Annotated in this window: 25 protein-coding genes; 18 read left to right on the forward strand and 7 right to left on the reverse strand. The window is 68.5% G+C overall.

Annotated features, from left to right (window positions below; all coding sequences use genetic code 11):
- Positions 1-129: 129 nt before the first annotated feature.
- The gene (gene queF / locus IG194_RS25225) at positions 130-960 is read left to right on the forward strand and encodes an NADPH-dependent 7-cyano-7-deazaguanine reductase QueF (RefSeq protein ID WP_058489081.1); all 831 of its coding nucleotides are present in this window, start codon (positions 130-132) and stop codon (positions 958-960) included.
- 189 nt (positions 961-1,149) lie between these two features.
- Here queF and IG194_RS25230 read toward each other — a convergent pair whose 3' ends face one another.
- Positions 1,150-1,959: an IclR family transcriptional regulator gene (locus IG194_RS25230; RefSeq protein WP_058489082.1), complete on the reverse strand. Its 810-nt coding sequence runs from the start codon at positions 1,957-1,959 to the stop codon at positions 1,150-1,152.
- Positions 1,960-2,103: 144 nt separating this feature from the next.
- Between IG194_RS25230 and IG194_RS25235 the strand changes: the two genes are divergently transcribed.
- The 12 genes from IG194_RS25235 (at position 2,104) to IG194_RS25290 (ending at position 14,874) form a co-directional block, all read left to right on the forward strand.
- Entirely contained in the window at positions 2,104-2,490 is a 387-nt protein-coding gene (locus IG194_RS25235) for a Zn-ribbon domain-containing OB-fold protein (protein ID WP_058489083.1), read from the forward strand.
- Positions 2,487-3,638 (forward strand): thiolase, encoded by a 1,152-nt coding sequence (locus IG194_RS25240; RefSeq protein WP_058489084.1) that lies wholly within the window; start codon positions 2,487-2,489, stop codon positions 3,636-3,638. The genes IG194_RS25235 and IG194_RS25240 overlap by 4 nt, the downstream gene beginning before the upstream one ends.
- A 114-nt stretch (positions 3,639-3,752) precedes the next feature.
- Entirely contained in the window at positions 3,753-5,900 is a 2,148-nt protein-coding gene (locus IG194_RS25245) for an acetate--CoA ligase family protein (protein WP_058489085.1), read from the forward strand.
- Positions 5,884-6,750, forward strand: a complete 867-nt coding sequence (locus tag IG194_RS25250) for a MaoC/PaaZ C-terminal domain-containing protein (protein WP_058489752.1) — start codon at positions 5,884-5,886, stop codon at positions 6,748-6,750. Before IG194_RS25245 ends, IG194_RS25250 begins: the two co-directional genes overlap by 17 nt.
- 51 nt (positions 6,751-6,801) lie before the next feature.
- Complete coding sequence (locus IG194_RS25255; protein ID WP_058489086.1) at positions 6,802-8,145, forward strand: MFS transporter; 1,344 nt, start codon at positions 6,802-6,804, stop codon at positions 8,143-8,145.
- A 37-nt stretch (positions 8,146-8,182) separates the two neighbouring features.
- Complete coding sequence (locus tag IG194_RS25260) at positions 8,183-8,626, forward strand: PaaI family thioesterase (protein ID WP_058489087.1); 444 nt, start codon at positions 8,183-8,185, stop codon at positions 8,624-8,626.
- Positions 8,623-9,681: an acyl-CoA dehydrogenase family protein gene (locus IG194_RS25265; protein ID WP_058489088.1), complete on the forward strand. Its 1,059-nt coding sequence runs from the start codon at positions 8,623-8,625 to the stop codon at positions 9,679-9,681. Before IG194_RS25260 ends, IG194_RS25265 begins: the two co-directional genes overlap by 4 nt.
- An 8-nt stretch (positions 9,682-9,689) precedes the next feature.
- The gene (locus IG194_RS25270; protein WP_141679788.1) at positions 9,690-10,445 is read left to right on the forward strand and encodes an enoyl-CoA hydratase/isomerase family protein; all 756 of its coding nucleotides are present in this window, start codon (positions 9,690-9,692) and stop codon (positions 10,443-10,445) included.
- Between the two features lie 15 nt (positions 10,446-10,460).
- Positions 10,461-11,606, forward strand: coding sequence for an acyl-CoA dehydrogenase family protein (locus IG194_RS25275; protein WP_058489090.1), 1,146 nt, complete (start codon positions 10,461-10,463; stop codon positions 11,604-11,606).
- Between the two features lie 35 nt (positions 11,607-11,641).
- Positions 11,642-12,559, forward strand: a complete 918-nt coding sequence (locus IG194_RS25280; protein ID WP_058071321.1) for an SDR family NAD(P)-dependent oxidoreductase — start codon at positions 11,642-11,644, stop codon at positions 12,557-12,559.
- Positions 12,560-12,572: 13 nt separating this feature from the next.
- Positions 12,573-13,556, forward strand: a complete 984-nt coding sequence (locus IG194_RS25285) for an NADH:ubiquinone reductase (protein WP_058489091.1) — start codon at positions 12,573-12,575, stop codon at positions 13,554-13,556.
- Between the two features lie 67 nt (positions 13,557-13,623).
- A complete protein-coding gene (locus tag IG194_RS25290; protein WP_058489092.1) occupies positions 13,624-14,874 on the forward strand; it encodes an OprD family porin in 1,251 nt (416 codons plus the stop codon).
- 47 nt (positions 14,875-14,921) lie between these two features.
- Here IG194_RS25290 and IG194_RS25295 read toward each other — a convergent pair whose 3' ends face one another.
- The 3 genes from IG194_RS25295 to IG194_RS25305 all read right to left on the reverse strand — a co-directional run bounded on the left by IG194_RS25295 (position 14,922) and on the right by IG194_RS25305 (position 16,590).
- A complete protein-coding gene (locus IG194_RS25295) occupies positions 14,922-15,185 on the reverse strand; it encodes a DUF4404 family protein (RefSeq protein WP_009619150.1) in 264 nt (87 codons plus the stop codon).
- A 77-nt stretch (positions 15,186-15,262) separates the two neighbouring features.
- Positions 15,263-15,844 carry a phosphonate degradation HD-domain oxygenase gene (locus IG194_RS25300; protein ID WP_058071318.1) on the reverse strand — a complete coding sequence of 194 codons (582 nt, stop codon included), beginning with the start codon at positions 15,842-15,844 and terminating at the stop codon, positions 15,263-15,265.
- Positions 15,841-16,590, reverse strand: a complete 750-nt coding sequence (locus IG194_RS25305) for a phosphatase (RefSeq protein WP_058489093.1) — start codon at positions 16,588-16,590, stop codon at positions 15,841-15,843. Before IG194_RS25305 ends, IG194_RS25300 begins: the two co-directional genes overlap by 4 nt.
- Before the next feature lie 1,020 nt (positions 16,591-17,610).
- On the opposite strand from IG194_RS25305, the gene IG194_RS25310 reads away from it, so the two are divergent.
- The 3 genes from IG194_RS25310 (at position 17,611) to rssC (ending at position 20,149) form a co-directional block, all read left to right on the forward strand.
- A complete protein-coding gene (locus IG194_RS25310; RefSeq protein ID WP_043266912.1) occupies positions 17,611-18,315 on the forward strand; it encodes a VacJ family lipoprotein in 705 nt (234 codons plus the stop codon).
- 170 nt (positions 18,316-18,485) lie between these two features.
- A complete protein-coding gene (rssB, locus tag IG194_RS25315) occupies positions 18,486-19,670 on the forward strand; it encodes a two-component system response regulator RssB (RefSeq protein ID WP_009619157.1) in 1,185 nt (394 codons plus the stop codon).
- Positions 19,667-20,149 (forward strand): anti-sigma factor antagonist RssC, encoded by a 483-nt coding sequence (gene rssC / locus IG194_RS25320; protein WP_043266908.1) that lies wholly within the window; start codon positions 19,667-19,669, stop codon positions 20,147-20,149. Before rssB ends, rssC begins: the two co-directional genes overlap by 4 nt.
- 76 nt (positions 20,150-20,225) lie before the next feature.
- On the opposite strand, the gene tal is transcribed toward rssC, so the two are convergent.
- The gene (gene tal, locus IG194_RS25325) at positions 20,226-21,146 is read right to left on the reverse strand and encodes a transaldolase (protein WP_058489094.1); all 921 of its coding nucleotides are present in this window, start codon (positions 21,144-21,146) and stop codon (positions 20,226-20,228) included.
- 63 nt (positions 21,147-21,209) lie between these two features.
- Positions 21,210-22,181, reverse strand: a complete 972-nt coding sequence (dusA, locus tag IG194_RS25330; protein ID WP_058489095.1) for a tRNA dihydrouridine(20/20a) synthase DusA — start codon at positions 22,179-22,181, stop codon at positions 21,210-21,212.
- 284 nt (positions 22,182-22,465) lie between these two features.
- Here dusA and IG194_RS25335 point away from each other — a divergent pair, with 284 nt between their 5' ends.
- The gene (locus IG194_RS25335; RefSeq protein ID WP_058489096.1) at positions 22,466-22,726 is read left to right on the forward strand and encodes a hypothetical protein; all 261 of its coding nucleotides are present in this window, start codon (positions 22,466-22,468) and stop codon (positions 22,724-22,726) included.
- A 60-nt stretch (positions 22,727-22,786) separates the two neighbouring features.
- Here the strand turns inward: IG194_RS25335 and IG194_RS25340 are convergent, their stop codons facing one another.
- Positions 22,787-23,410: a hypothetical protein gene (locus IG194_RS25340; protein ID WP_141679781.1), complete on the reverse strand. Its 624-nt coding sequence runs from the start codon at positions 23,408-23,410 to the stop codon at positions 22,787-22,789.
- An 854-nt stretch (positions 23,411-24,264) separates the two neighbouring features.
- Between IG194_RS25340 and IG194_RS25345 the strand changes: the two genes are divergently transcribed.
- Positions 24,265-25,323: an OmpA family protein gene (locus IG194_RS25345; RefSeq protein ID WP_058489098.1), complete on the forward strand. Its 1,059-nt coding sequence runs from the start codon at positions 24,265-24,267 to the stop codon at positions 25,321-25,323.
- Positions 25,324-25,494: the final 171 nt, after the last annotated feature.

The raw sequence follows: 25,494 nt of genomic DNA on the forward strand, positions 1-25,494 counted from the left end.
CGATCCGCTCCGAGGCCGCCAACCGTCACCCAGGCATCCCGCGCCTGCTGAAACCACCGGGGCATTTGTATACACTTGCCCGGCCTGCCACCCCGGCGGGCGCCGACACGATTTCCGCAGGTCCATTGCATGCAGCATCCCGCCGAACACTCGCCGCTGGGCAAATCCAGCGAATACGTCTCCACCTACGCGCCCGAGCTGCTGTTCCCCATCAGCCGCGCCACCAAGTGGGCCGAGCTGGGCCTGGACGGCGCCAACCTGCCGTACCGCGGCGTGGACATCTGGAACTGCTACGAACTGTCCTGGCTGACCTCCGGCGGCAAGCCGGTGGTGGCCATCGGCGAATTCGCCATTCCGGCGCAGTCGCCGAACATCATCGAGTCGAAGTCCTTCAAGCTCTACCTCAACTCGCTGAATCAGAGCCCGTTCGACAGCCGCGAGGCGCTGCGGGCGGTGCTGGAGCGCGACCTGTCCGCCGCCGCCGGCGCGCCGGTGGGCGTGCGCCTGCGCAGTCTCGATGAAGTGGCCGAGGAGGGCGTGGCGAAACTGCCCGGCCGCTGCATCGACGACCTCGACATCGCCGTGGACAGCTACGACCATCCGCGCCCGGAGCTGCTGCGCTGCGACGATGCCCGGCGGGTGGACGAAGTGCTCTACAGCCACCTGCTGAAATCCAACTGCCCGGTTACCGGCCAGCCGGACTGGGGCACCCTGGTGGTGGACTACGCCGGCCCGGCGCTCGACCCCGCCAGCCTGCTGGCCTACGTGGTTTCCTTCCGCCAGCATCAGGATTTCCACGAGCAGTGCGTGGAGCGCATCTTCCTCGACCTGCAGCGCCTGCTGCAGCCCAGCCGGCTGACCGTTTATGCGCGCTATGTGCGCCGCGGTGGCCTGGATATCAATCCCTACCGCAGCAGCGGTGAGATTGCGCCGGACAACCGTCGGTTGGTGCGGCAGTAACGATACGGCTTCATCGCGGACGGAGATTCCGGCGCGATTCGCGGATGAGATCCGCTCCTACGCTGCGCCACCCGCGCCATTCCCCTGTAGGAGCGCGCCCTGCGCGCGATTGACCTCCGGCCGCGCGATCGTAATCCCTCTCGTTATTCCCGCCGAATGCCTTTCCCGATACTGAATGGCATTCTGATTCTACGCCTTCCTGCCCTTGCCCTGGGGAAAGAGCGCACGGCCAATGAAGCTGGCGGTGTCGCGCAGGCTGCTGCCGATGCTTTCCAGCTCATCGCGGCGGTGCTGGGCGCTGATGCCGATGGCGGAGATGATGAAGCGCGGCTGCCGGTCGCGGTCGGTGACCGCGCTGGCGACCATGCTCACGCCGCGGTACAGGTGGTCCTGGTCCATGGCCCAGCCGCGTTCCAGGGCTTCGTGGGCGTCGGCCTGGTACTGCTCGAAGGCCGGCGGGTTCTCCCAGCGCACCCGCGACAGGCGCCGGCGCAGTTCGTCCTCCGGCAGCTGGCGCAGGCCGGCGATGCAGCGCCCGGCGGCGCCCACCAGTTCCGGCAGGCGCGTGCCCATGGCCACGTTGACGTGGGCGATCTGCGGCTCGGAGCGGGCGATCACGCGGATGTGCGCGTCGTCCGTGACCTGCCAGAGGGCGACGAGTATCCGGTGGGCCAGGCTCAGGCGCTCCAGTTCCGGCTGGATCAGGTCGGCGTAGCTGCGGCCGATGAAGCTCACCGCCAGTTCCGACAGGCCCAGGCCCAGCTGGTAGGTCTTGGTCTCGTTGTCGAACGACGCCAACTGCTCGTTGTGCAGCGTGCGCAGGATATTGAAGGCGCTGCTCGGGCTGATGCCGGTGGCGCGGGCGATGGCGGCCACGCCTTCGGGGGCTTCGGCGTGGGCCAGGTGGCGGAGGATCTGAATGGCGTTCACTACGGCCCCTACATCCTTGGTGCTGGCGCTCTTGGTACTGGCTTCCGGTGCGGTTTCGTTATTTTTCATATTCAGTATTCAGGTTGACATTCAGCGGAGTGAATATATGCTGGCTTCACGGAGCGCACAACCGCTGCCCTGAAGTCGCCGGTTGGTGCGTCCACGTCACTGCACTTTGCAGCAAAGGTCGAACAAGAATAAAGGAGGACCTACGTGGCAGATCTCCCCGAGTGCGTCGTTCCGGGCCCCGAGGCCCAGTACCTCGCCTTCCTGGCCCAGGGCCGTTTCATGCTGCAGCGCAGCCGTTCCACCGGGCGCTACGTCTTCTACCCGCGCAACCTGGTGCCGGGCAGCGGCGAGACGGACCTGGAATGGGTGCCGGCCAGCGGCCTGGGCACTCTCTATGCGATCACCGTGAACCGCGCCCGCAGCGGCGACTACAACGTCGCCCTGGTCGATCTGGACGAAGGCGTGCGCATGATGTCGCGCGTCGAGGGCCACCTCGAAGTGCCCATCGGCACCCGCCTGAAGGCGCGCATCGTCGAGCAGGAAGGCACGCCCGTGGTGGTGTTCGACGCGCTTGCGCAGGTGCAGCCATGAGCCAGGTCCTGCGCGGCAAGACCGCCATCGTCGGCATCGGCAGCGCCGGCATCGGCGAGGCCCCCGGCCACAGCGCCATCGAACTGCTCGGCCAGGCCTCGGTGAAGGCCATCGCCGATGCCGGGCTGAAGCTGTCCGACATCGACGCGGTGTTCGCCGCCACCAGTTCCCATGCCTTCCCGACGCTGTCGGTCTGCGAATACCTGGGCATCCGTCCGAAGTTCGTCGATGGCACCAATATCGGCGGCTCCAGCTTCGAACTGCACCTGCTGCAGGCCACCCTGGCCCTGGAAGCCGGGCTGTGCGACGCGGCGCTGATCTGCTACGGCTCCAACCAGCGCACCGCCGGCGGCAAGCTGGTGTCGATGAGCGAGCCGCAGTGGCACGAGACGCCCTACAAGCCGCGCCACCCGATCACCGCCTACGCCCTGGCCGCCAGCCGCCACATGCACCAGTACGGCACCACCCGCGCGCAGTTGGCGGAGGTGGCGGTGGCCGCGCGGGGCTGGGCCAACCTCAACCCCGAGGCTTTCGCCCGCGGCCCGCTGAGCATCGAAGAGGTGCTCGCCGCGCGCATGGTCAGCGACCCGCTGAGCAAGGCCGACTGCTGCTTGGTCACCGACGGCGGCGGCGCCTGCGTACTGGTCCGCGCCGACCGCGCCCGCGACCTGCCGAACGCGCCGGTGTATTTCCTCGGCGCCGCCGGCGCGCAGTGGCACCGCTCCATCGTGGCGATGCCCGACCTCACCGTCACCGCCGCCAGCGAAAGCGGCCCGCGGGCCATGCAGATGGCCGGGGTGACGCACGCCGACATCGACCTGGTGATGCTCTACGACGCCTTCACCATCAACACCCTGCTGTTCCTCGAAGACCTCGGCTTCTGCCCGAAGGGCGAGGGCGGGCGCTTCGTCGAGGGCGGGCGCATCGCCCCCGGCGGCGAGCTGGCGGTGAATACCAACGGCGGCGGGCTGTCCTGCGTGCATCCGGGCATGTACGGCATGTTCCTGATCATCGAGGCGGTGACGCAGTTGCGCCGCCAGGCCGGCGAGCGGCAGTTGCGCAAGGCCGACGTCGCCCTGCTGCACGGCAACGGCGGCACCCTGTCCAGCCAGGTCACGGCCCTGCTCGGCACCCAGTCGGTGCTCTGAAACTCCCGGGTTCGGCGCCCCAGCGGTGGCCGCTTCGGCGGCCCGCCGTGGACGCGCTCGCCCTCGCGCCGGGACGCACGCTCCGGCAACCGTCAACAGTTCAGGTGGAAAGCCATGTCAGTGAGTCACTCGCAACACCCTGGCAACGCCTCGTGCTTCGCCAGCCTCACGCCCCTGCTGCAACCGCGTTCCGTGGCCGTGGTCGGCGCCTCCAGCGACCCGCACCGCATCGGCGGCCGGCCCATCGCCTACATGCTGCGCAACGGCTTCGGCGGCCGCATCCTGCCGGTGAACCCCAACCGCAGCGAAATCCAGGGCCTGCCGGCCTTCGCCAGCGTCGAGGCGCTGCCCGAGGCGCCCGACGTGGCCATAGTCGCGCTGCCGGCGCCGCAGGTGCTGGAGACCATCCAGGCCCTGGGCCGCAAGGGCGCGCGCAGCGCCATCGTGTTCTCCTCCGGCTTCAGCGAGGTGGGCGGCGAGGGCGTGCTGATGCAGGAGGCGATGGTCGAGGCCGCCCGCGCGGCGAACATGCGCCTGCTGGGCCCCAACGCCCTGGGCGTGTTCAACGCCAACCTGGGCTACTACGCCTTCTTCTCCACCAGCCTGGAGCGCGGCATTCCGCTGGCCGGGCGCGTCGGCATCGCCACCCAGTCCGGCGCCTACGGTGCGCACCTGCTGGGCCTGGCGCGGCAGCGCGGGCTGGGCACGCCGATCTGCGTAGCCACCGGCAACGAGGCCGACGTCACCCTGGGCGATGCCATCGGCTGGCTGGTGGAGTCGCCGGAAGTCGACGTGGTCATGGCCTACGCCGAATCCATCCGCAACGTCGACAGCTTCCTCGCCGCCCTGGCGGCCGCCCACCGCGCCGGCAAGCCGGTGATCCTGCACAAGGTCGGGCGCAGCGAGCTGGGCGGCCGCGCGGCCATGTCCCACACCGCTTCCCTGGCCGGCGACGACAAGGTGCTGGACGCGGTGCTGGCCGACTACGCGGTGGTCCGCGCGCGCAATACCGAGGAACTGATCGACATCGCCTACCTCGCCACCCAGCGTATCTACCCGGTGGCCAACAGCCTGGGCATGATCACCGTCAGCGGCGGCGCCGGGATCATCGTCAGCGACGCCGCCGAGGACGTCGGCCTGCCGATGCCGCCCATGCCCGAGGCGGCCCAGGCGCGGCTGAAGCAGCGGCTGTCGTTCGCCTCGCCGATCAATCCGGTGGACTGCACCGCCCAGGCCCTGAACGACCTGAGCCTGGTGCACGACTTCACCGAATCCATGGTGGTGGACGGCGGCTACAAGTCGCTGATCGCCTTTTTCACCCAGGCTGGCACCGTCGCCTCCATCGGCCCGAAGCTGGCCGAGCAGTTCGGCCGGATCAAGGCCGACCACCCGGACCGCCTGTTCGTGGTCTCGGTGATGGGCGAGGGCGACGAGCTGGAACCCTACCGCAAGGCCGGCTTCGCCCTGTTCGAGGACCCGACCCGCGCGGTGCACGCCATCCAGGCCATGGGCCGGCTCGGCGAGGCTTTCGCCAAACCGTTGCGCCAGGTGCCGGTGGTCGGTGGCGTGGAGTTGCCGCCGTACACGCCGGGGGAGGCCGAGGCCAAACAGTTGCTGGCCCGCGCCGGCATAGAGTCGGCGCCGGAGCGGGTGCTGGTGAGCGCCGGGGAGGCCGCCGCCTTCGCCGAGCAGATCGGCTTCCCGGTGGTGCTGAAGATCGCCTCGGCGGACATCCTGCACAAGTCGGAGATCGGCGGCGTGCTGCTGGGCGTCGACAGCGCCGCGGCGGTGCGCGAAGGCTTCGACCTGCTGCTGCAACGCGCCGCCGAACATGCCCCGCAGGCGCGCATCGACGGCGTGCTGGTGGCGCGCCAGCTGCAGGGCGGCGTGGAGTGCTTCATGGGCATCCAGCGCGACCCGTTGTTCGGCCCGGTGGCGGTGTTCGGCCTGGGCGGCATCTTCGTCGAAGTCCTGAAAGATGTGGTGTTCCGCCGCTGCCCGTTCGGCGTGGAGGAGGCCGAGGCGATGATCCGCAGCATCAAGGGCGCACCGCTGCTACTTGGCGCCCGCGGCCGCCCGGTGACCGACGTGAAGGCGCTGGCGCAGGTGCTCTCGCGGCTCTCGCAGTTCGCCGCCCAGGCCGGCCCGCGGCTGCGCTCGGTGGACCTCAACCCGGTATTCGCCATGCCCGAGGGGCAGGGCGCCTGGGCCGCCGACGCGGTGCTGGAAGTGCAGGAGGTGGCCCATGGCGCTGAATCCTGAGCACCTGCTGAACTACCGCATCCCCGAGGTGCGCCAGCGCTACAGCCGCGAGGACAGCGCCTTCTACGCGCTGTCGGTGGGCCTGGGCGCCGACCCCATGGATGAGCACCAGCTGGCCTTCGTCGACGCCAACCGCGATATCCAGGCGCTGCCGTGCATGGCCGTGGTGCTGGGCCACCCGGGCTTCTGGCTGGGCAACCCGGACACCGGCGTCGACGCCCTGCGCCTGGTGCACGGCGAGCAGAGCGTGGAGTGGCTCAAGCCGCTGCCACCGGAAGGCGAGGTGATCGGCCGTACCCGCGTCACCGGCCTGGTGGACAAGGGCGCCGGCAAGGGCGCGCTGCTGTACAGCGAGAAGGTGCTCAGCGACGCCGCCAGCGGCGAGGCGCTGGCCATCGCCCGCGGCACCACCTTCCTGCGCGGCGACGGCGGTTTTGGCGGCGACAGCCAGTCGCTGAGCCAGCCGCACCGCCTGCCCGAGCGCGCGCCGGACCTGGTCATCGACCTGCCGACGCGTCCGGAGCAGGCCCTGTACTACCGCCTCAACGGCGACGACAACCCGCTCCACGCCAGCCCGGCGGCCGCGGCCCGCGGCGGCTTCCCCCGGCCGATCCTGCATGGCCTGTGCACCCTGGGCGTGGCCTTCCACGCGCTGCTGCGCGGCTTCGCCGACTACCGCGCGGAACGCTTCGGGCAGTTGCAGGTGCGCTTCTCCGCGCCGGTGTTCCCCGGCGAGACCCTGCGCACGGAAATCTGGAACGACGGCTCCTTCCGCACCCGTGTGGTCGAGCGCGATCGGGTGGTGCTGGACAACGGCCGCGTGCGCCTGACGCCGGAGGCGAACAGCTGAGCCGGGCGGCATGGCGACAACCCCCTCAACCAACCTGCGAGAACAAGAACAATGAGCGCATCCATGAGTCCTCCCCAGGACGCCGGGTTCCCCCGGCGGACCCTGGTCATCGCCTTCTTCTTCTGCTTCCTCGGGCTGCTCGCCGACGGCGTCGACCTGATGTTCCTCGCCTACAGCCTGAACAGCCTCAAGGCCGAGTTCGGCCTGAGCAACTTCGAGGCCGGCTCGCTGGGCAGCATCACCCTGGCCGGCATGGCCATCGGCGGCATCTACGGCGGCTGGTGCTGCGACCGCTTCGGCCGGGTGCGGGTGGTGACCTGGACCATCGTGATCTTCTCGGTTGGCACCGCGCTGCTGGGGCTCACCCACAACTACTGGCAGTTCGCCCTGATCCGCTTTCTGTCCTCGCTGGGCCTGGGTTCGCTGTTCGTCGCCTGCAACATCCTGATGTCCGAGTTCGTTACCACCAAGTACCGCACCACCATCCTGGCGACCATGCAGGCCGGCTGGACCGTGGGCTACCTGGTGGCGACCATCCTCGCCGGGCAGATCATCCCCGAATTCGGCTGGCGCACGCTGTTCTTCACCGCCCTGGCGCCGGCGCTGATCTGCCTGGCGCTGCGCCCCTGGGTGCCGGAGTCGCCGTCGTGGCTGGCGGCCCGCGCCCAGCGCCGCCAGCAGCCGGCCGGCGTGCGTGCCGCGCCCGCCGCCGGCGGTGGCGTACAGGGCCTGCTGGCCGATGCGGGCACGCGGCGCATGTTCCTGCTGTGGACGCTGACCTCGTGCTTCCTGCTGTTCGGCTACTACGGCACCAACAACTGGATGCCCTCGTACCTGGAAAGCGAGCTGGGCATGAACTTCAAGTCCATGACCGGCTACATGGTCGGCACCTACACCGCGATGATCCTCGGCAAGGTGGCCGCCGGGGTCGCCTCGGACTACTTCGGCCGCCGCGCCACCTTCGCCGCCGGCGCCATCGGCAGCGCCATCTTCATGCCGCTGATCGTGTTCTGGCATACGCCGGAGAACATCGTCTGGATCCTCACCCTGTTCGGCTTCATCTACGGCGTGCCGGTGGGCGTGCTGGCCACCTACATGACCGAGAGCTTCTCCACCCGGGTGCGCGGCGCCGCGGTGGGCACCGCCTACAACCTCGGCCGCGTCGGCGCGGCGGTGGCGCCGGCGGCCATCGGCCTCTTGGCCTCGCACATCTCCATCGGCGCCGGCTTCCTGGTGATGGGCATCACCTACGTGATCACCGGCCTGATCCCGGCGCTGTTCATCCCCGACCGCCTGTACGACCCGAACCGCGCGGCGAGCGACGCCGATGCCAGCGTTGAGCCGGTCGCCCCGGCGCGCGCCGATGCCACCGAGCCGCGGCCGGTGAAGGCCTGAGCCCATGACGGAGCCCCTTGCGATGAACGATTCACCCATGGCGGCCAGCCTGGCCGAGCCCGCGACGGTGTTTCCCACCGGCCGCTTCACCTTCCAGGAGTTCATCGGCCTGGAACGCTGGGCCGAGGGCGAGCTGGCGCGCATCCGCCTGCAGCACCGCGCGGAGCTGATGAACTACCTCGGCCACTTCCACGGCGGGGTGCTGATGACCGTGCTCGACGCCGCCATGGCCGGGGCCATCCGCATCTGCTCGCCGGGCTGCTCGATGGTCACCATCGACATGGCCACGCACTTCATGGGCACCGCCCGCGGCGAGCTCAACGCCGTCGGCCGGGTGCTGCGGCGCACGCGCAACCTGTGCTTCTGCACAGCCGAGATCCACAACGAGGACGGCGAACTGGTCGCCAGCGCCTCGGGCAGCTTCAAGTACCGGCCCGCCGGGGCCGGGAGCCGTTCCACCGACACGAGTACGACGACATGACCGACACCGCCGAACTGGCCCGCGAGCGCGAGGAGCGCTTGCGCATGATCCGTGACAGCGCCGCCTCCCTGGTTCCGCCCGATGGCGACCTGGGCAGGGTGCGCCACCTGCGCTTCAGCGAGCCGGGCGTGGACCGCGCAGCCTGGGCCGAAGTCTGCGCCATGGGCTGGCCGGGCCTGCGCCTGGACGAAGCGCAGGGCGGCAGCGGCCTGGGCATGGCCGAATACGCCGCGCTGCTGGAAGAACTGGGGCGCGGCCTGCTGCCGGAACCGCTGATCGAAGCGAGCCTGGTGGCGCCGCTGCTGCCGGATGCGGAGCGCGAAGCGCTGCTGGCCGGTGAAAAGCTGGTGTTGCCGGCAGGCATCGCCTACGACGAAGGCGCCACGCTGCCGCAACTGCGCGACGGCAAGCTGCATGGCGAGGTCGGCCATGTCGCCCTGGGCGCCGCCGCCGACGCCTGGCTGGTGGCCTGCGACAGCGGCCTGGCGCTGGTGGAGCGCGGCGCCGAAGGATTGCGCCTGAGCCAGGAACCGACCCAGGACGGCGGCCACCTGGCGCGCCTGCGTTTCGACGCCACGCCGGCACGCGTGCTGGCGGCACCGCCCGCCGCGCTGGACGAAGCCGCGCTGGCCTGCGCCGCCTATCTGGTGGGGCTGATGGACGCCGCCTTCGAGCGCACCCGCGACTACCTCGGCGTGCGCAGCCAGTTCGGCCGCGCCATCGGCAGCTTCCAGGCCCTGCAGCACCGCATGGTCGACCTGAAGATCCAGATCGAACTGGCGCGCGCCGTGATCGCCCGGGCCGCCGACGCCATCGACGCCCGGGCGCCGCTGGCCGAGGTCCGGCGCCTGGTGTCCACCGCCAAGGTGCGCGCCGCCGAGGCCGCGCTGCTGGTCACCCGCCAGGCGATCCAGCTGCACGGCGGCATCGGCTTCACCGACGAGGCCGACATCGGCCTGTTCCTCCGCCGCGCCATGGTGCTGCTCAACGCCCAGGGTTCGCTGGCCTTCCACAAGGCGCGCTACATCGCGCTGCTGCAACGCGAGGTGGCCTGATGAGCGAGATGCTGCTGCAAGAGACGCACGGCAGCGTGCGCCTGCTGCGCTTCAACAACCCGGCGCGGCGCAACGCGCTGGCCCCGGCGCTGCGCCAGGAACTGCTGCAGGCCCTGCGCGAGGCCGACGCCGACGCGCAGGTGCGCAGCGTGGTGATCACCGGCAGCGCGGAGGTGTTCTGCGCCGGCGGCGACCTCAGCGACATGAACGTCGCCGGGCTCGGCGCCGGCCGCGCGCGCATGCACGACAACGCCGCCCTGGTGCGGCAGATGGTGCGCATGGGCAAGCCGCTGATCGCCGCCATCGAAGGCTGGGCGGTGGGCGCCGGGCTGTCCGTGGCGCTGGCCTGCGACAGCCTGGTGTGCGGCGGCACGGCGCGCTTCGCCGCCGGCTTCGGCAAGGTCGGCCTGCTCGCCGACCTCGGCCTGCTGCATACCCTGCCGGCGCGCATCGGCGTGGGCCGTGCGCGACAGGTGCTGATGTTCGGCCAGGTGGTGGAAGCCGAAGAGGCGCTGCGCATCGGCCTGGTGGACCAGCTTTGCGCGCCCGGCGCGGCGCTGGACGCGGCCATGGCCCGCGCCGCCCTGGTCGAGCAGCAGGCGCCGTTGCCGCTGGCCATGACCAAGGCCCTGCTCGCCGACGGCCTCGACCTGCTGCTGGAGCGCGAGGGCGAGCTGCAGAGCCAGTTGTTCCTCAGCGCCGACCATGCCGAAGGCAAGGCGGCCTTCCTGGCCAAGCGCATCCCCGCATTCACCGGACAATGAGCCGAGGGCACTGAAATGACCGACTACAACGCCATGGGCGATGGCGAGTTCCGCCTGAGGGTGCGCGAGTGGATCGCCGCCAACTACCCGCAACGCATCCGCAACCCGGCCCACCGCCTGGGCCGCGACGACACCTGGGAGTGGTACCAGGCGCTGTCGCGCCAGGGCTGGCTGTGCCCCGGCTGGCCGGTGCGCTACGGCGGCATGGGCCTTTCCGCGGGCAAGCAGCTGATCATGATCGAGGAGATGGAAGGCTACGGCTGCGCGCGCCTGCCCGACAGCGGCATCACCATGCTCGGCCCGCTGCTGATCCGCTACGGCAGCGACGCCCAGCGCGAGCGCTTCCTGCCGCGCATCCTCAGCGGCGAGGACATCTGGTGCCAGGGCTACAGCGAGCCCAACGCCGGCTCCGACCTGGCCAGCCTGCGCACCGAGGCGGTACTGCGCGAGGGCCAGTGGGTGATCAACGGCCAGAAGACCTGGACCACCATGGGCAGCGAGGCCAACTGGATCTTCGTGCTGGCGCGCACCGAGCGCGGCGGCAAGCCGCAGCAGGGCATCAGCTTCCTGCTGGTGCCGATGGACAGCCCCGGCGTCGAGGTGCGGCCGATCCTCAACCTGGAGCTGCAGGGCGAGTTCTGCGAGGTGTTCTTCAATGACGTGCGGGTGCCGGCCGAGCACCTGGTGGGCGAGGTCAACCAGGGCTGGAGCATGGCCAAGGCGCTGCTGGGCTTCGAGCGCATCTTCCTCGGTTCGCCCAAGCAGGCCACCTTCGCCTTCGAGCGCCTGGCGCGCCTGGCCCGGCGCCAGGGCCTGTGGGACGACCCGGCGTTCGCCCAGCGCTTCGCCGCGCTGAGCATGGACCTGGACTGCCACAAGGCGCTGTACGAGCACTTCGCCGAGCGCCTGCGGCGCGGCGAGAACCTGGGGCCGGAGGTGTCGATGCTGAAGGTCCACCAGTCCGAGCTGTACCAGCGCATCAGCGAGCTGGGCCTGGAGATCGCCGGTCCCGACTCGGCCCTGCTGCAGCCCCTGGCCGACGACCCCGAGCTGCACCCGGCGGGCATCTTCATCCAGTCGCGGCCCACCACCATCTACGGCGGCACCAACGAAATCCAGCGCAACATCCTGGCCAAGAGCCTGCTCGGTCTGCCGGGTTGAAGGCCGCACCTGAATCCATACGAGAGGAAAGAGCGATGACCGAACGACTGAACGAAGGCAAGGTAGCGATCGTCACCGGCGCCGGTGGCGGCATCGGCCGCGAGATCGCCCTGGCCCTGGCCGACAGCGGGGCGAAGGTGCTGATCAACGACATCGGCGTGTCGCTGGGTGGCGAGGGCGGCTCGGCCTCGCCGGCCGAGGAAACCCTCGGGCTGATCCGCCAGCGCGGCGGCGAGGGGGCGATCAACACCGACAGCGTGTCGGACTGGGACAGCGCCCGGCGCATCGTCGCCAGCGCCCTGGACGCCTTCGGCCGGCTGGACATAGTGGTGAACAACGCCGGCATCCTGCGCGACGCCATCTTCCACAAGATGAGCGCCGAGGACTGGCTGTCGGTGATCAACGTGCACCTCAACGGCAGCTTCTTCGTCAGTCGCGCCGCCGCCGAGCGCTTCCGCGAACAGGGCAGCGGCGCCTTCGTGCACATGACCAGCACCTCGGGGCTGATCGGCAACTTCGGCCAGGCCAACTACTCGGCGGCCAAGCTGGGCATAGTCGCGCTGTCCAAGTCGATCGCCCTCGACATGCAGCGCTACAACGTGCGTTCCAACTGCATCGCGCCCTTCGCCTGGAGCCGCATGACCGACTCCATCCCGGCCGATACCCCGGAACAGAAGGCGCGGGTGGAGAAGCTGCAGCGCATGACCCCCGACAAGAACGCGCCGCTGGCCGTGTACCTGGCCTCCGACGCCGCCCGCGAGGTCAACGGCCAGGTGTTCGCCGCGCGCAACCACGAGCTGTTCCTGATGAGCCAGAGCCGCCCGCTGCGCAGCGTGCACAGCGAGCACGGCTGGACGCCGCAGAGCATCGCCGAGCACGGCATGCCGGCGCTGCGCGGCAGCTTCATGGACCTGGCGCGCAGCCCGGACGTGTTCTCCTGGGACCCGGTCTGACCACGGAGGCGTCATGGGCATCTTCAACACCCGTTTCACCGAGACCTTCGGCGTCGAGCACCCGATCATGCAGGGCGGCATGCAGTGGGTGGGGCGCGCCGAGCTGGCCGCGGCGGTGGCCAACGCCGGCGGCCTGGCGACGCTGTCGGCGCTGACGCAGCCGAGCCCGGAAGCGCTGGCCGGGGAGATCGCGCGCTGCCGCGAGCTGACCGACAAGCCCTTCGGCGTCAACCTGACGCTGCTGCCGACGCAGAAGCCGGTGCCCTATGCCGAGTACCGCGCGGCGATCATCGAGGCCGGCATCGGCGTGGTCGAGACCGCCGGCAACAACCCCGGCGAGCACATCGCCGAGCTGCGCCGGCATGGCGTCAAGGTGATCCACAAGTGCACCTCGCTGCGCCATGCGCTCAAGGCCGAGCAACTGGGCGTGGATGCGGTGTCCATCGACGGCTTCGAGTGCGCCGGCCACCCCGGCGAGGACGACATCCCCGGGCTGGTGCTGATCCCGGTCGCGGCCAACCGCCTGCGGGTGCCGATCATCGCCTCCGGCGGTTTCGCCGACGGCCGCGGGCTGGTGGCGGCGCTGGCGCTGGGGGCGGACGCGATCAACATGGGCACGCGCTTCCTCAGCACCCGCGAATGCCCGATCCACCCGCAGGTGAAGGCGGCCATCCGCGCCGCCGACGAGCGTTCCACCGACCTGATCATGCGCAGCCTGCGCAACACCGCGCGGGTGGCGCGCAACGCGGTGAGCCAGGAAGTGCGGGCGATCGAGGCGCGCGGCGGCGCCACCTACGCCGACATCGCCGCGCTGGTCAGCGGCCAACGCGGACGCAGCGTCTACGAGCAGGGCGACACCGACCTGGGCATCTGGTCGGCCGGCATGGTCCAGGGCCTGATCGATGACGAGCCAAGTTGCGCCGAGCTGCTGCGTGGCATCGTCGAACAGGCCCGCACCCTGGTGCGCCAGCGCCTGGAGGGCATGCTCGCCGACTGACCGCCATCCCCCACGCGGCGCCGCAGGAGGGCGCCGCCTCACCTCACCGAACGAAGAGACAACAACAATGAAAAATCTTCCCGCACGGGCGCTGGCCTCGGTCGCCGCCTGCCTGCCGTTCTGCGCCCAGGCCGACTTCATCGGCGACAGCAAGGCCAGCCTGGAACTGCGCAACTTCTACTTCAACCGCGACTACCGCCAGGCCGGCGCCAGCCAGTCCTACTCGGAGGAGTGGGCCCAGGGCTTCCTGCTGCGCTACGAGTCCGGCTACACCGAGGGCAGCATCGGCGTGGGCCTGGACGCCCTGGGCCTGCTCGGGCTCAAGCTCGACTCCAGCCCGGACCGCTCCGGCTCCGGCCTGCTGCCGTATTCGGCCAGCGACCGCCGCGCCGCCGACGACTATTCCGACCTGGGCCTGACCGCCAAGCTGCGTGCCGCCAACAGCACGCTGAAGATCGGCACCCTGACGCCCAAGCTGCCGGTGGTGCAGTACAACGACACCCGCCTGCACCCGCAGACCTTCCAGGGCGGCCTGGCGGAAATCAACGAGATCGACGGCCTGGCCGTGCAGCTCGGCCAGCTGCGCCAGGTGAAGCAGCGCGACTCCACCAACGCCGAGGACCTGAGCATCACCCGCGGCAACAAGCGCAACATCCAGCCCGGGCGGCACAGCACCAGCGACCGCTTCAACCTGGCCGGCGGCAGCTACCGCTGGAGCGATAACCTGAGCACCAGCTACCACTACGGCAACCTGGAGGACTTCTACCGCCAGCACTACCTGGGCCTGGTGCACGTCCTGCCGATCGCCAGGGACCAGTCGCTGAAGTCCGACATCCGCTGGGCGCGCTCCACCGACGAGGGCGGCAGCAACGTCGACAACCGCGCGCTCAACGCCCTGTTCACCTACCGCCTGGGCGGCCATGGCTTCGGCCTGGGCTACCAGCGCATGTCCGGCGACACCGGCTACGCCTACCTGGCCGGCAGCGACCCGTACCTGACCAACTTCGTGCAGATCGGCGACTTCGCCAACAAGGACGAGCGTTCCTGGCAGCTGCGCTACGACTTCGATTTCGCAGCCGTCGGCCTGCCCGGGCTGACCTTCATGACGCGCTACCTGCGCGGCGACAACATCGATTTGCTCGATGGCCAGGGCAACGGCAAGGAATGGGAACGCGACACCGACATCGGCTACGTGGTGCAGAGCGGGGCGCTGAAGAACCTGGGCCTGAAGGTGCGCAACGGCAGTTTCCGCAGCGACTTCGGCAACGACGTGGACGAAACCCGCGTCATCATTAGTTACACATTGCCGCTCTGGTAAAGACGATGCGGCCCGCGCCAAGAGGGGCGGGCCGCCGGGGGAAGGGTTCAGATGCCCATGTTGGCCAGGCTCTGCATGATCGAGCGCAGGGTGCCGGCGAGGGTCGGGTGGCTGACCTCGAAGCGCTCCACCGCCAGGTTGACGCCATCCAGCAGGCTGTCGTCGGCGAGGGCTTCCTCGTTGGCCAGTTGCAGTTCGATGTCTTCTATCAGCGTCTCCAGCTCCCCGCGCTGCTCTTCGCTCAGCGGCGGCTGCTGTTCCAGCTGGTCGCGCAGTCGCTGCAGTTCTTCACGCAGTTGACGTGTCGGCATGGTGGTTTCCTTCTGCGGTGGCTACCCAGGATGGACCGCCGCGCGGCGGCGAAAAATCCATCTCCATGCCACACAGCTTAACCCGCCGAACGCAACCGTGTCTGATGCCCGTCAATGCGCAGCAGGCGTTCCAGCAGCGGGAAGAAGTGCGCGAGCTCCGGGGTGCGCATGGCCGGGTCCTTGCCCAGGTCGTCCAGGCGCCGCAGGGTGATGGCGTCCTGGGCGTAGGGGGCGCTGAGGAAGGCGCTGGCGCCGCGCTCGTCGAAGGGCCCGCCCTGCAGCGCCAGGCTGTGCCGCGAGGCGGGCGACAGGCCGGCGTGATAGGCCGCGTCCACCGCGCACAGGTAGCGCTTGGCGGCCACGTGCAGACGGACCGGTTGCCACACCGATTCGGGCAGCAGCTCGCGCAGCAGGTTGGCGCCGACTTCCTCGTGGCGCAGGTCGCGGGCCTCGATCTCGTCGGGGTTCTCGTAGAGGTGGCCGATGTCGTGCAGCAGCGCGGCGATCACCAGGGCGTCGGAGCAGCCGGCGCGCTCGGCCAGGGTGGCGCATTGCAGGGCGTGCTCGGCCTGGCTCACCGATTCGCCGTAGGGCTCGGCGCCGTGGCTGGCGAAGCGTTCGGCCAGCTCGTCGAGGAAGGCGTGGCGGGCGCGGTTCATGGCTTTTCTCCTTTGGCGCGGCGGCTGGCGATGTCCAGCAGGCAGGAATCCAGCTCGCCCAGGTGGTCGATGACCGAGTGCACACCCAGGCGGTACAGGCCGAAGGTCGCCTGGGCGCGGCGCAGGTCGCGTTGGGGGCCGTCCAGCGCCTCCCAGTCGCGCATCGACAGGCCGCACAGCGGGCCGCTGGCGGCCAGGCCGATGGTCCACAGCCCGGCATTGAGGCCGGCCTGGAGCAGCCGCGGCTGGCTGCTCACCAGCACGCAGCCGTCCAGTTGCGGGGTGCCCAGCTCCATCAGCGCGCGCCAGCAGGCGTCCGGCGCCGGCCAGGGCCGCCCGGCGTGGGCGATGCCGCTGTCCAGGGCGCCGTCGAGGGCGGCGGCCAGGCGTTCGCTGGCCGGCTCCGGCAGTTCCTCCAGCCAGGCGCAGGGCACGCCCTGGCGGTTCAGCTGGTGCAGGGCGGGCAGGGCTTCGGCGATGGGTTCGGCATGGGCGTCGGCGGCTTCGGCCAGGCGTTTGCGGAAGCGCACGACATCCTCTGCGCTGGGCAGGCGGCCGAGCACGTGGCCCAGGGCCTGCTGCGGGGCCAGGGTGGCGGCCTCGGCGAGGCGCTCCTGCGGGCAGTCCGGGCAGCTCTGCTGCAGCGCGCGGGGCAGGGTGCGGGCGCCGAAGTCCACCAGATCGCCGGCGAGTCCGAAGAGCAGGGAGGTGAAGCGGGGCAGGTCGGCGGCAGTCGAGGCGGGCATGGCAGGGTGTCTGGACAATGGTCTAGGCCAGACTAGACGCGCATTGTGACGATCCGGTGAAGCCGGCCTGCGCGCGGGCCCGCTGCCTTTATCCCGCTGCCTTTATAATGGCGCGCCTTTCGCTGGAGAGCCCGCCATGGCGGCCTGGCCGCGAAGCTGCCGGGCGAGCCGGGGCTGTTCCTCGAACGCCCGTGCCTCCCTGTAACCGTAGGAGCGGACTCTGTCCGCGATTCGGGCTTCCAGTAGCGTAGGGCGAATAACCGTTCGCGGTTATCCGCCGCCTCACCTTTCTCATCGACCCTGCCTCGGTCGGTCCGGGGGAATGCGTGACCAGCGCCAGGCTCGACACCGAGCGGGCCGGTAGCCAAGGTCAAACGGCGGATAACGCCGTAGGCGTTATGCGCCCTACGGATTTCCAGGGAGCTTTGGGGGCTGGGCTCAAGAGCGCCCTCACCCCAGCCCTCTCCCGGAGGGAGAGGGGGCCGTTCGTGCCACCGGGGTGTCCGGCGTGGCCGGTGAACCCAATTGCGGACAAAGTCCGCTCCTACGCCGGTGCTTCCAGTAGCGTAGGGCGAATAACCGTTCGCGGTTATCCGCCGCCTCACCTTTCTCATCGACCCTGCCTCGGTCGGTCCGGGGGAATGCGCGACCAGCGCCAGGCTCGACACCGAGCGGGCCGGTAACCAAGGTCAAACGGCGGATAACGCCATAGGCGTTATGCACCCTACGGATTTCCAGGGAGCTTTGGGTGCTGGCCCAGCGCCGCAGTCCCTGGCAAACACCGTTCGCGAGCAAGCTCGCTCCTACGAAGAGCCTTCCGAGGCAGTCGGCAAGAGCGTCGCATCGGCACAAAAGCTGGCTCTTGGCTATCGTGAGGGGAGGGCGGCGCTTCCGGCCGCGCGCCGGGCGCGAAGGCGTTAGAAACAATCCGATGTCTGCAAATCGAACTTGGAACTATATACTGCGCAGCGGTTCGAGGCCGCGGCGGCGGCCTCATGAGACTTTCAAAGGAGAAACCCGATGCGCCCACACGGCGTCAACTGGATGCAGCGCACCGCTCGCCTGCTGGCCGGAGCCAGCCTGGTCATGCTCCCCTTCCTGGCCCAGGCCGCGAGCGAGGACGACCCCTGGGAGAGCGTCAACCGCCCGATCTTCGTGTTCAACGACACCCTCGACACCTATGCGCTCAAGCCCCTGGCGCAGGGCTACCAGAAGGTGACGCCGAATTTCGTGCAGGACGGCATCCACAACTTCTTCAGCAACATCGGCGACGTGCGCAACCTGGCCAACGACCTGCTGCAAGGCAAGCTCGAGCACGCCGGCGTCGACACCAGCCGCCTGCTGTTCAACACCACCTTCGGCCTGGCCGGCTTTATCGACGTGGCCACCCGCATGGGCCTGCAGCGCAACGACGAGGACTTCGGCCAGACCCTCGGCTACTGGGGCGTGGGCAGCGGCCCTTACGTGATGCTGCCGCTGCTGGGCCCGAGCACCCTGCGCGACGCGCCGTCGAAGATCCCGGACGCCTATACCGGCATGTACCCGTACATCGACGACGTGTCCGTGCGCAACAGCCTCCGCGCCGTGGACGTGGTCGACACCCGCGCCGACCTGCTCAGGTCCGAGAAGCTGATTTCCGGCGACAAGTACACCTTCATCCGCAACGCCTACCTGCAGAACCGCGAGTTCAAGGTCAAGGACGGCCAGGTCGAAGACGACTTCTGACACGCCCGCCACCCATCCGCCCCGGGGCTGCCGCAAGCGCGCCGTGCCGCCGTCTTGAACCCTGGGGCGGATGGGAGTAGTGTCTGCGCCTTGTCGCACCCGACCCGCGCCGTTTTCATTGCCATGCGCGCCCACTCCACCACCTCCGGCGCCGTTTGCCTGGATAACCCATGCACAAACCCAGTGCCACGCTGCTGATCATCGATGACGACGAGGCCGTTCGCGAAAGCCTCGCGGCCTACCTGGAAGACAGTGGTTTCAAAGTCCTGCAGGCGACCAACGGCCAGCAGGGCCTGCAGGTCTTCCAGCACGAACTGCCCGACCTGGTCATCTGTGACCTGCGCATGCCGCAGATGGACGGCCTGGAGCTGATCCGCCGGGTCAGCGAGATGGCGGTGGAAACGCCGGTCATCGTGCTTTCCGGGGCCGGGGTGATGAGCGACGTGGTCGAGGCCCTGCGCCTGGGCGCCGCGGACTACCTGATCAAGCCCCTGGAAGACCTGGCCGTGCTGGAGCACTCGGTGCGCCGCGCCCTGGACCGCGCCTACCTGCGTTCGGAGAACCGCCGCTACCGCGAGAAGCTGGAAGCCGCCAACCGCGAGCTGCAGGCCAGCCTGAACCTGCTGCAGGAAGACCAGAACGCCGGGCGCCAGGTGCAGATGAACATGCTGCCGGTGACGCCCTGGGAAGCCGAGGGGCTGAAGTTCGCCCACCAGATCATCCCGTCGCTGTACCTGTCCGGCGACTTCGTCGACTACTTCCGCGTCGACGAGCGGCGCATCGGCTTCTACCTGGCCGACGTCTCCGGCCATGGCGCCTCCTCGGCGTTCGTGACCGTGCTGCTGAAGTTCATGACCACCCGCCTGCTGTACGAGTCGCGGCGCGCGGGCACGCTGCCCGAGTTCAAGCCCTCCGAGGTGCTCGGGCACATCAACCGCGGGTTGATCAACACCAAGCTGGGCAAGCACGTGACCATGCTCGGCGGGGTGATCGACCTGGAAACCGATCGCCTGACCTACAGCATTGGTGGCCACCTGCCGCTGCCGGTACTCTACGTCGACGGCGAAGCACGCTACCTCGAAGGCCGCGGCCTGCCCGTGGGCCTGTTCGAGGATGCCACCTACGACGACCGGACCATGGACCTGCCCAGGTCCTTCAGCCTGTCGTTGTTCTCCGACGGCATACTGGATGTGCTGCCCGGGGCTACATTGAAAGAAAAGGAGACGGCCCTGCCCGAGCAGGTCGTCGCCGCCGGCGGGACGCTGGACGGCCTGCGCCAGGTCTTCGGACTGGCCAAGTTGTCCGAGATGCCGGATGATATCGCCTTGCTGGTGTTGAGCAGGAACCTTGCATGAGTACCGGTAAAATCCAGTTCGCCGAGCAGGATGGCTCATTCGTCCTGAAGTTCGTGGGCGAAGTCCGACTGACCCTGTGTTCGGCGCTGGATGCCACCATTGAAAAAATCTTCGCCGCGTTGAATTTCACGGCGATCATCATCGATCTCACGGAAACCCAGAGCATCGACAGCACCACCCTGGGCCTGCTGGCCAAGCTGTCGATCCTCTCGCGGCAGAAGGTGGGGTTGTTGCCGACCCTGGTGACCACCAATCCGGACATCACCCGGTTGCTGCAGTCCATGGGCTTCGACCAGGTGTTCAACATCGTCGACCGGCCCATCCCCTGCACGGACTGCCTCACCGACCTGCCGCCCCAGGACCAGTCCGAGGAAGTGGTGCGCAGCAAGGTGCTGGAGGCCCACCGCATCCTCATGGGCCTGAACGAGTCCAACCGTGAAGCCTTCCACGACCTGGTGAGTGCTCTCGAGCACCACTGATCCGCGCGAAGCCCGTCGATAGATAGAACGCAAACCGGCGCCCTGGGGCGCCGGTTCGTTTTGCTGCGCGTGGGTTTCAGCGGCCGCCGAGCAGGGCTTCCAGCTTCTCCTGGTCGCGGGCGAACAGGCGGATGCCCTCGGCCAGCTTCTCGGTGGCCATGGCGTCCTCGTTCATCTGCCAGCGGAAGGCGCTCTCGTCCAGCACCTGGCGCGCCTCGCCGCCGCCGGGCTGCAGGGTGCGCGGCAGCTCGCCCTGGGCGTCGGCCAACTGCTGCAGCAGGTCCGGGCTGATGGTCAGGCGGTCGCAGCCGGCCAGTTGCTCGATCTGCCCGAGGTTGCGGAAGCTCGCGCCCATCACCACGGTGCGGTAGCCGTTGGCCTTGTAGTAGCGGTAGATGCGCGACACCGACTGCACGCCCGGGTCCTCGGCGCCGACGTAATCGCGGGCGTTGGCCTTCTTGTACCAGTCGTAGATGCGGCCGACGAAGGGCGAGATGAGGAACACCCCGGCGTCGGCGCAGGCCGCGGCCTGGGCGAAGGAGAACAGCAGGGTGAGGTTGGTCTGGATGCCGTCGCGCTCCAGTTGTTCGGCAGCGCGGATGCCTTCCCAGGTGGAGGCGATCTTGATCAGCACGCGGTCCCTGCCGACGCCTTGTTCGTCGTACAGCTCGACCAGCCGGCGGGCGCGGGCCAGGGTGTCCTCGGTGTCGAAGGACAGGCGCGCGTCCACTTCGGTGGAGACGCGCCCGGGAATGACCCCGAGGATGTCCTTGCCCACCGCCACGGCGAAGCGGTCGCAGGCCAGGCCCGCGTCACCGCCGCTGGCCGCAGTGGCGCGGGCCAGGTGCTCGGCGTAGCGGGGCAGGGCGGCGGCCTTGAGCAGCAGCGAGGGGTTGGTGGTGGCATCCACCGGCTTCAGGCGGGCAATGGCGTCGAAATCGCCGGTATCGGCGACGACGGTGGTGTACTGCTTCAGTTGTTCCAGCTTGGAGGTCATGGCAGGTCTTCCGAGTGCGATCCCCATGACCTTACCCGAGCGCAACCCCGCGCTCAACGGGACCTAGCGGCCTGCGAGAAGTTCGATGGCCTGGTCGAGCACCCGCAGCGGATCGGCGGCCTTGTGCACGTCCACCGAAAGCAGCTGGCGGAAGCGCCGCGCGCCGGGGAAACCCTGGCCAAGGCCGAGCACGTGGCGTGTCACATGGTGCATGGCGCCGCCTTCGGCGATGTGCCGCTGGATGTACGGGCGCATCCGCGCCAGGGCTTCGGCGCGGCTGAGCGCCGGGACCGTGGCGCCGTACAGCGCGGCGTCCACCTGGGCCAGCAGGTAGGGGTTGTGGTACGCCTCGCGGCCGAGCATCACGCCGTCGAAGGTGCGCAGGTGCTCCTGGCATTCGGCCAGGGTCTTGATGCCGCCGTTGAGGACGATCTCCAGGTCCGGGAAATCGCGCTTGAGCTGCGCCGCCACCTCGTAGCGCAGCGGCGGAACCTCGCGGTTCTCCTTGGGCGAAAGCCCTTCGAGGATGGCGATGCGCGCATGCACGGTGAAACTGCGGCAGCCGGCCTCGCGCACCTGGCCGACGAAGTCGCACAGCTCGGCATAGCTGTCGCGCCCGTTGATGCCGATGCGGTGCTTGACCGTGACCGGAATGGAAACCGCCTCGCGCATGGCCAGGACGCACTCGGCCACCAGCGCCGGATGGGCCATCAGACAGGCGCCGATCATGTTGTGCTGCACCCGGTCGCTGGGGCAGCCGACGTTCAGGTTCACCTCATCGTAACCCGCAGCCTCCGCCAGCTTCGCCGCCGCCGCCAGCTCGGCCGGCACGCTGCCGCCCAGCTGCAGCGCCAGCGGGTGCTCGCACTCGTCATGGCGCAGGAAACGCGCGGCATCGCCATGCAGCAAGGCCCCGGTGGTGACCATCTCGGTGTAGAGCAGGGCATGGCTCGACAGCTGGCGCAGGAAGAACCGGCAGTGGCGGTCGGTCCAGTCCATCATCGGTGCCACGGAAAATCTATGGGAAAAATTCATTTAAAATCAGTATTCGGCATGAAAAAACGCCCGGGGAAGGGCGTTTGGGGACGTCGCGGGCAACCGGTGTTACCAGATGTCGCCTAGTATACCTCGGTTGGTTGAGCCCTATAGGCATTGCCATTCGCCGAAGCCGGGGCCGACGTAATGTCGGACGCTGCAGCGTCGGCTGTCGTAGTCGTCGAACACCTCCACCTCGATGACCGGGGTTCCGGTCTTGGTGAAGAAGGTGTAGATGCGCCCTGGCGTACCTGCCCAACGCGCTGGTCTACAGATGGGTGTCGGTGTACCTGCAGAAGGGCCTGGGCATGACGCCGCTGCAATCGGGCTGCACGGCGATGGCGGCGACCCTCGGCGTGATCGTGTTCAACCTCGGCGTTTCGGCCTGGTCGCGGCGCCTGCTCAAGCGCGGCGTGCCGGTGCAGACAGCGCAGGTGCGCCTGCTGGTGGTCTGCGCGCTGCTCGGCCTGCGCCTGATCGCCCCCGAGCGCACCCGCCAGGTGCTGCACGGCAGCGCCGCCACGGACCTGCCCGCCATGGCATGAGCCGCGGCGGCCGGCCGCCTCCCCCCTGACCACCCGCTGCCCGGGCGCGACGGCGAGCCGCTAGCCCTCGACGTGGCCCGCGACGGCACGGAGGATGCCGGAGGCGAGCGAGCCCTGGCGGGCGCCGATCTGGTCGATGGCATGGGTGATCTGCGGCGGCTCGGCGGACAGCGGAGCGACGTTCAGTGCCGCAAGTTGTACAGGGGCCGCAGCGCCGCCGGTTTGGGGCTCCAGTTCCGCGGCGGGGGCGATTTCGGCGGAAGGCAGCAGCAGGCCCAGAACCGGGCTGACCACCTGCTGTTCAGTGGCGCTCGCTGCTTGCAGGTCGAAGGCGACCGGGCCTTGCTGCGGGTCGTCCTGGCCCATCACGGCGCGCAGGAGTTCGCCGTCGTGCTTGAGGACGTGCAGGCGGGCGTCGTGGCTGAAGAACTGCTCGAACTTCAGCGCCGGGCGGGCCTGCTCCTGGGATCGGAAAGCCAACAGCAGGTCTTCTCCGGAGCATTCGGCAACCAGCGCATCGCTCAGGGAAGCATGCTGGGGCTCCTGCAATAGGTACAGGTTGCCAGGCTTGCTCATCAGGACTTGTTCAGGCGCGGCCTGGCTTGCATCCAGGGTATATGCCTGTATGAGGGAGTCTTCGGTCACGACCGAGAAATTTATTTTGCTATCGATCAGATTTTTCATTTAGGTACGGATAGTCAGATAGTTACAGGGCCAACCCTCTTCCCGCATCCTGCAGCAGGCGCGAACCCACAAGCGTCTCGAAAAGTGCCGATACCCGCGGGGCGGGCGACATGAGTCTTCGGGGTCGCTTTCGGCGCTTGAGAAACAGTTCTCCGGTGGATTTCCGAAGGAGAAATTCAGCGCTGATCTGTTTAGAAGAAGTTGCGTCGTCTTGCGCTGAGAAGAGTAGGGCGCGGCCTTCGGGGCAGGTATCTGACGAGTTCTAAAATGGACTGGATCGGCGCCTTACTTTTCGTCAATTCGATATGCCGGGATCGCGCAGCCTGCGGGATGGCCGCCTCGGAAAGGCCGTTCCATGCGCCTCCGCTGGCGATGATATCGGGATCGGCTTGATGGCCGCCGCTACTGGGTCGATGCACTTCCTGCGCGCTTTCTGAAGTCAATGTCCGCTGATAGGCCTGGAAGATAATCCGTGTTCTTCCAGTCAGGGCTGTTGGGGGACCGGGTTCAAGATGATCGCGATGTGTAGTGGCAAGGAGGATTGGCCGCTGGGGTGGCCGTACTTGGCGGAATCGTGGAGCGAAGAATTCAGACGGCGTCGCATGGTGTTGCCGGAGTTCACCTGGATACCATCCTGGCTGCCCGGAACCGGTTCGGGACCTGCCGATAGCATTTGCTTGGCTTGAAACGAGTTGAATAGCGCCGGTCTTGCCTCGTGGATATTTCGAGAAAAAGACTCCAGGAAATGGAACTTCGCCCCTGTCGTGGATGAAAGATTCACACTCGTTCATCGGGTGTGGGTCTTCGGCTGTTGCTTGAACCTGTGCCCTGTATTTATTGAAAGGATCGCGTGAATGAAATCGAGAAACACCTTAGGCGTCGTTGTGGGTGCCGTGGTCGCCTTGTCTGCCATGGATGGCTTTGCCCAAGGCCGGAATTCGGTCGAGGTCGAGGCTTTCGGCAAGCGCTACTTCACTGACAGCAATCGCAACATGCAGAACGGCGACCTGTACGGCGGCTCCCTCGGCTACTTCCTGACCGACGACGTCGAGCTGGCGCTGTCCTACGGTGAATACCACGACCTGCGCGGCACCTCCGCGAGCGGCAATGCCAAGGTGCATGGCAGCCTGGCCTCGCTGGACGCCATCTACCACTTCGGCGCTCCCGGCGCGGGCCTGCGCCCGTACCTGTCCGCCGGCATCGGCCACCAGAGCCTGACCAACGTCAACAGCGAGAACGGCGGCCGTCAGAACCTGACCATGGCCAACATCGGCGCCGGCCTGAAGTACTACTTCACCGAGAACTTCTATGCCAGGGCCGGCCTCGACGGCCAGTACGGCCTGGAGAAGCGCGACAACGGCCACCAGGGCGAGTGGATGGCCGGCGTCGGCGTCGGCCTGAACTTCGGCGGCGGTTCCAAGCCGGCCCCGGCGACCGAGCCGGTCGCCGACGTCTGCTCCGACGAAGACCACGACGGCGTCTGCGACAACGTCGACAAGTGCCCGAACACCCCGGCCAACGTCACCGTCGACGCCAGCGGCTGCCCGATCGTCGCCGAGGCCGTGCGCGTCCAGCTGGACGTCAAGTTCGACTTCGACAAGTCCAGGGTCAAGCAGAACAGCTACGCGGACATCAAGAACCTGGCCGACTTCATGAAGCAGTACCCGTCCACCTCCACCACCGTTGAAGGCCACACCGACTCCGTCGGCACCGACGCCTACAACCAGAGGCTGTCCGAGCGTCGCGCCAACGCCGTTCGTGACGTGCTGGTCAACGAGTACGGCGTGGAAGGCGGCCGCGTGAGCGCCGTGGGTTATGGTGAGAGCCGCCCGGTCGCTGACAACGGCACCGCCGAAGGCCGCGCCGTCAACCGTCGCGTGGAAGCCGAAGTGGAAGCCCAGGCCAAGCAGTGATCGGCCGGAGCTGACGAGTCAGCCCGATCTAGGCTGCAATGCCGTTCACTCAAGCGGAGCAGCCTTTCCATCCACTGGATCGGGACCTTCACCGCCCAGGGCCTCGATGGCCCTGGGCGGTGATCCAGCAGCAAACCCCCTCAACGCAGGCAAACGCCTTTCCATCGGTCA

It is taken from the genome of Pseudomonas sp. ADPe (genome assembly GCF_014843515.1).
In the GTDB taxonomy this organism is placed as follows: Bacteria; Pseudomonadota; Gammaproteobacteria; order Pseudomonadales; family Pseudomonadaceae; genus Pseudomonas; species Pseudomonas citronellolis.

Excerpts from the sequence above, each read along its gene's own strand:
- IG194_RS25240 (WP_058489084.1), top strand. The coding sequence starts at position 2,487 with ATGAGCCAGGTCCTGCGCGGCAAGACCGCCATCGTCGGCATCGGCAGC.
- IG194_RS25285 (WP_058489091.1), top strand. The coding sequence starts at position 12,573 with ATGGGCATCTTCAACACCCGTTTCACCGAGACCTTCGGCGTCGAGCAC.
- rssB (WP_009619157.1), top strand. The coding sequence starts at position 18,486 with ATGCACAAACCCAGTGCCACGCTGCTGATCATCGATGACGACGAGGCC.
- IG194_RS25260 (WP_058489087.1), top strand. The coding sequence starts at position 8,183 with ATGGCGGCCAGCCTGGCCGAGCCCGCGACGGTGTTTCCCACCGGCCGC.
- IG194_RS25270 (WP_141679788.1), top strand. The coding sequence starts at position 9,690 with ATGCTGCTGCAAGAGACGCACGGCAGCGTGCGCCTGCTGCGCTTCAAC.
- queF (WP_058489081.1), top strand. The coding sequence starts at position 130 with ATGCAGCATCCCGCCGAACACTCGCCGCTGGGCAAATCCAGCGAATAC.
- dusA (WP_058489095.1), bottom strand. The coding sequence starts at position 22,181 with ATGAATTTTTCCCATAGATTTTCCGTGGCACCGATGATGGACTGGACC.
- IG194_RS25345 (WP_058489098.1), top strand. The coding sequence starts at position 24,265 with ATGAAATCGAGAAACACCTTAGGCGTCGTTGTGGGTGCCGTGGTCGCC.
- IG194_RS25280 (WP_058071321.1), top strand. The coding sequence starts at position 11,642 with ATGACCGAACGACTGAACGAAGGCAAGGTAGCGATCGTCACCGGCGCC.
- IG194_RS25230 (WP_058489082.1), bottom strand. The coding sequence starts at position 1,959 with ATGAAAAATAACGAAACCGCACCGGAAGCCAGTACCAAGAGCGCCAGC.
- IG194_RS25295 (WP_009619150.1), bottom strand. The coding sequence starts at position 15,185 with ATGCCGACACGTCAACTGCGTGAAGAACTGCAGCGACTGCGCGACCAG.
- IG194_RS25340 (WP_141679781.1), bottom strand. The coding sequence starts at position 23,410 with ATGAAAAATCTGATCGATAGCAAAATAAATTTCTCGGTCGTGACCGAA.
- IG194_RS25305 (WP_058489093.1), bottom strand. The coding sequence starts at position 16,590 with ATGCCCGCCTCGACTGCCGCCGACCTGCCCCGCTTCACCTCCCTGCTC.
- rssC (WP_043266908.1), top strand. The coding sequence starts at position 19,667 with ATGAGTACCGGTAAAATCCAGTTCGCCGAGCAGGATGGCTCATTCGTC.
- IG194_RS25245 (WP_058489085.1), top strand. The coding sequence starts at position 3,753 with ATGTCAGTGAGTCACTCGCAACACCCTGGCAACGCCTCGTGCTTCGCC.
- IG194_RS25300 (WP_058071318.1), bottom strand. The coding sequence starts at position 15,844 with ATGAACCGCGCCCGCCACGCCTTCCTCGACGAGCTGGCCGAACGCTTC.
- tal (WP_058489094.1), bottom strand. The coding sequence starts at position 21,146 with ATGACCTCCAAGCTGGAACAACTGAAGCAGTACACCACCGTCGTCGCC.
- IG194_RS25265 (WP_058489088.1), top strand. The coding sequence starts at position 8,623 with ATGACCGACACCGCCGAACTGGCCCGCGAGCGCGAGGAGCGCTTGCGC.
- IG194_RS25310 (WP_043266912.1), top strand. The coding sequence starts at position 17,611 with ATGCGCCCACACGGCGTCAACTGGATGCAGCGCACCGCTCGCCTGCTG.
- IG194_RS25290 (WP_058489092.1), top strand. The coding sequence starts at position 13,624 with ATGAAAAATCTTCCCGCACGGGCGCTGGCCTCGGTCGCCGCCTGCCTG.
- IG194_RS25275 (WP_058489090.1), top strand. The coding sequence starts at position 10,461 with ATGACCGACTACAACGCCATGGGCGATGGCGAGTTCCGCCTGAGGGTG.
- IG194_RS25255 (WP_058489086.1), top strand. The coding sequence starts at position 6,802 with ATGAGCGCATCCATGAGTCCTCCCCAGGACGCCGGGTTCCCCCGGCGG.
- IG194_RS25250 (WP_058489752.1), top strand. The coding sequence starts at position 5,884 with ATGGCGCTGAATCCTGAGCACCTGCTGAACTACCGCATCCCCGAGGTG.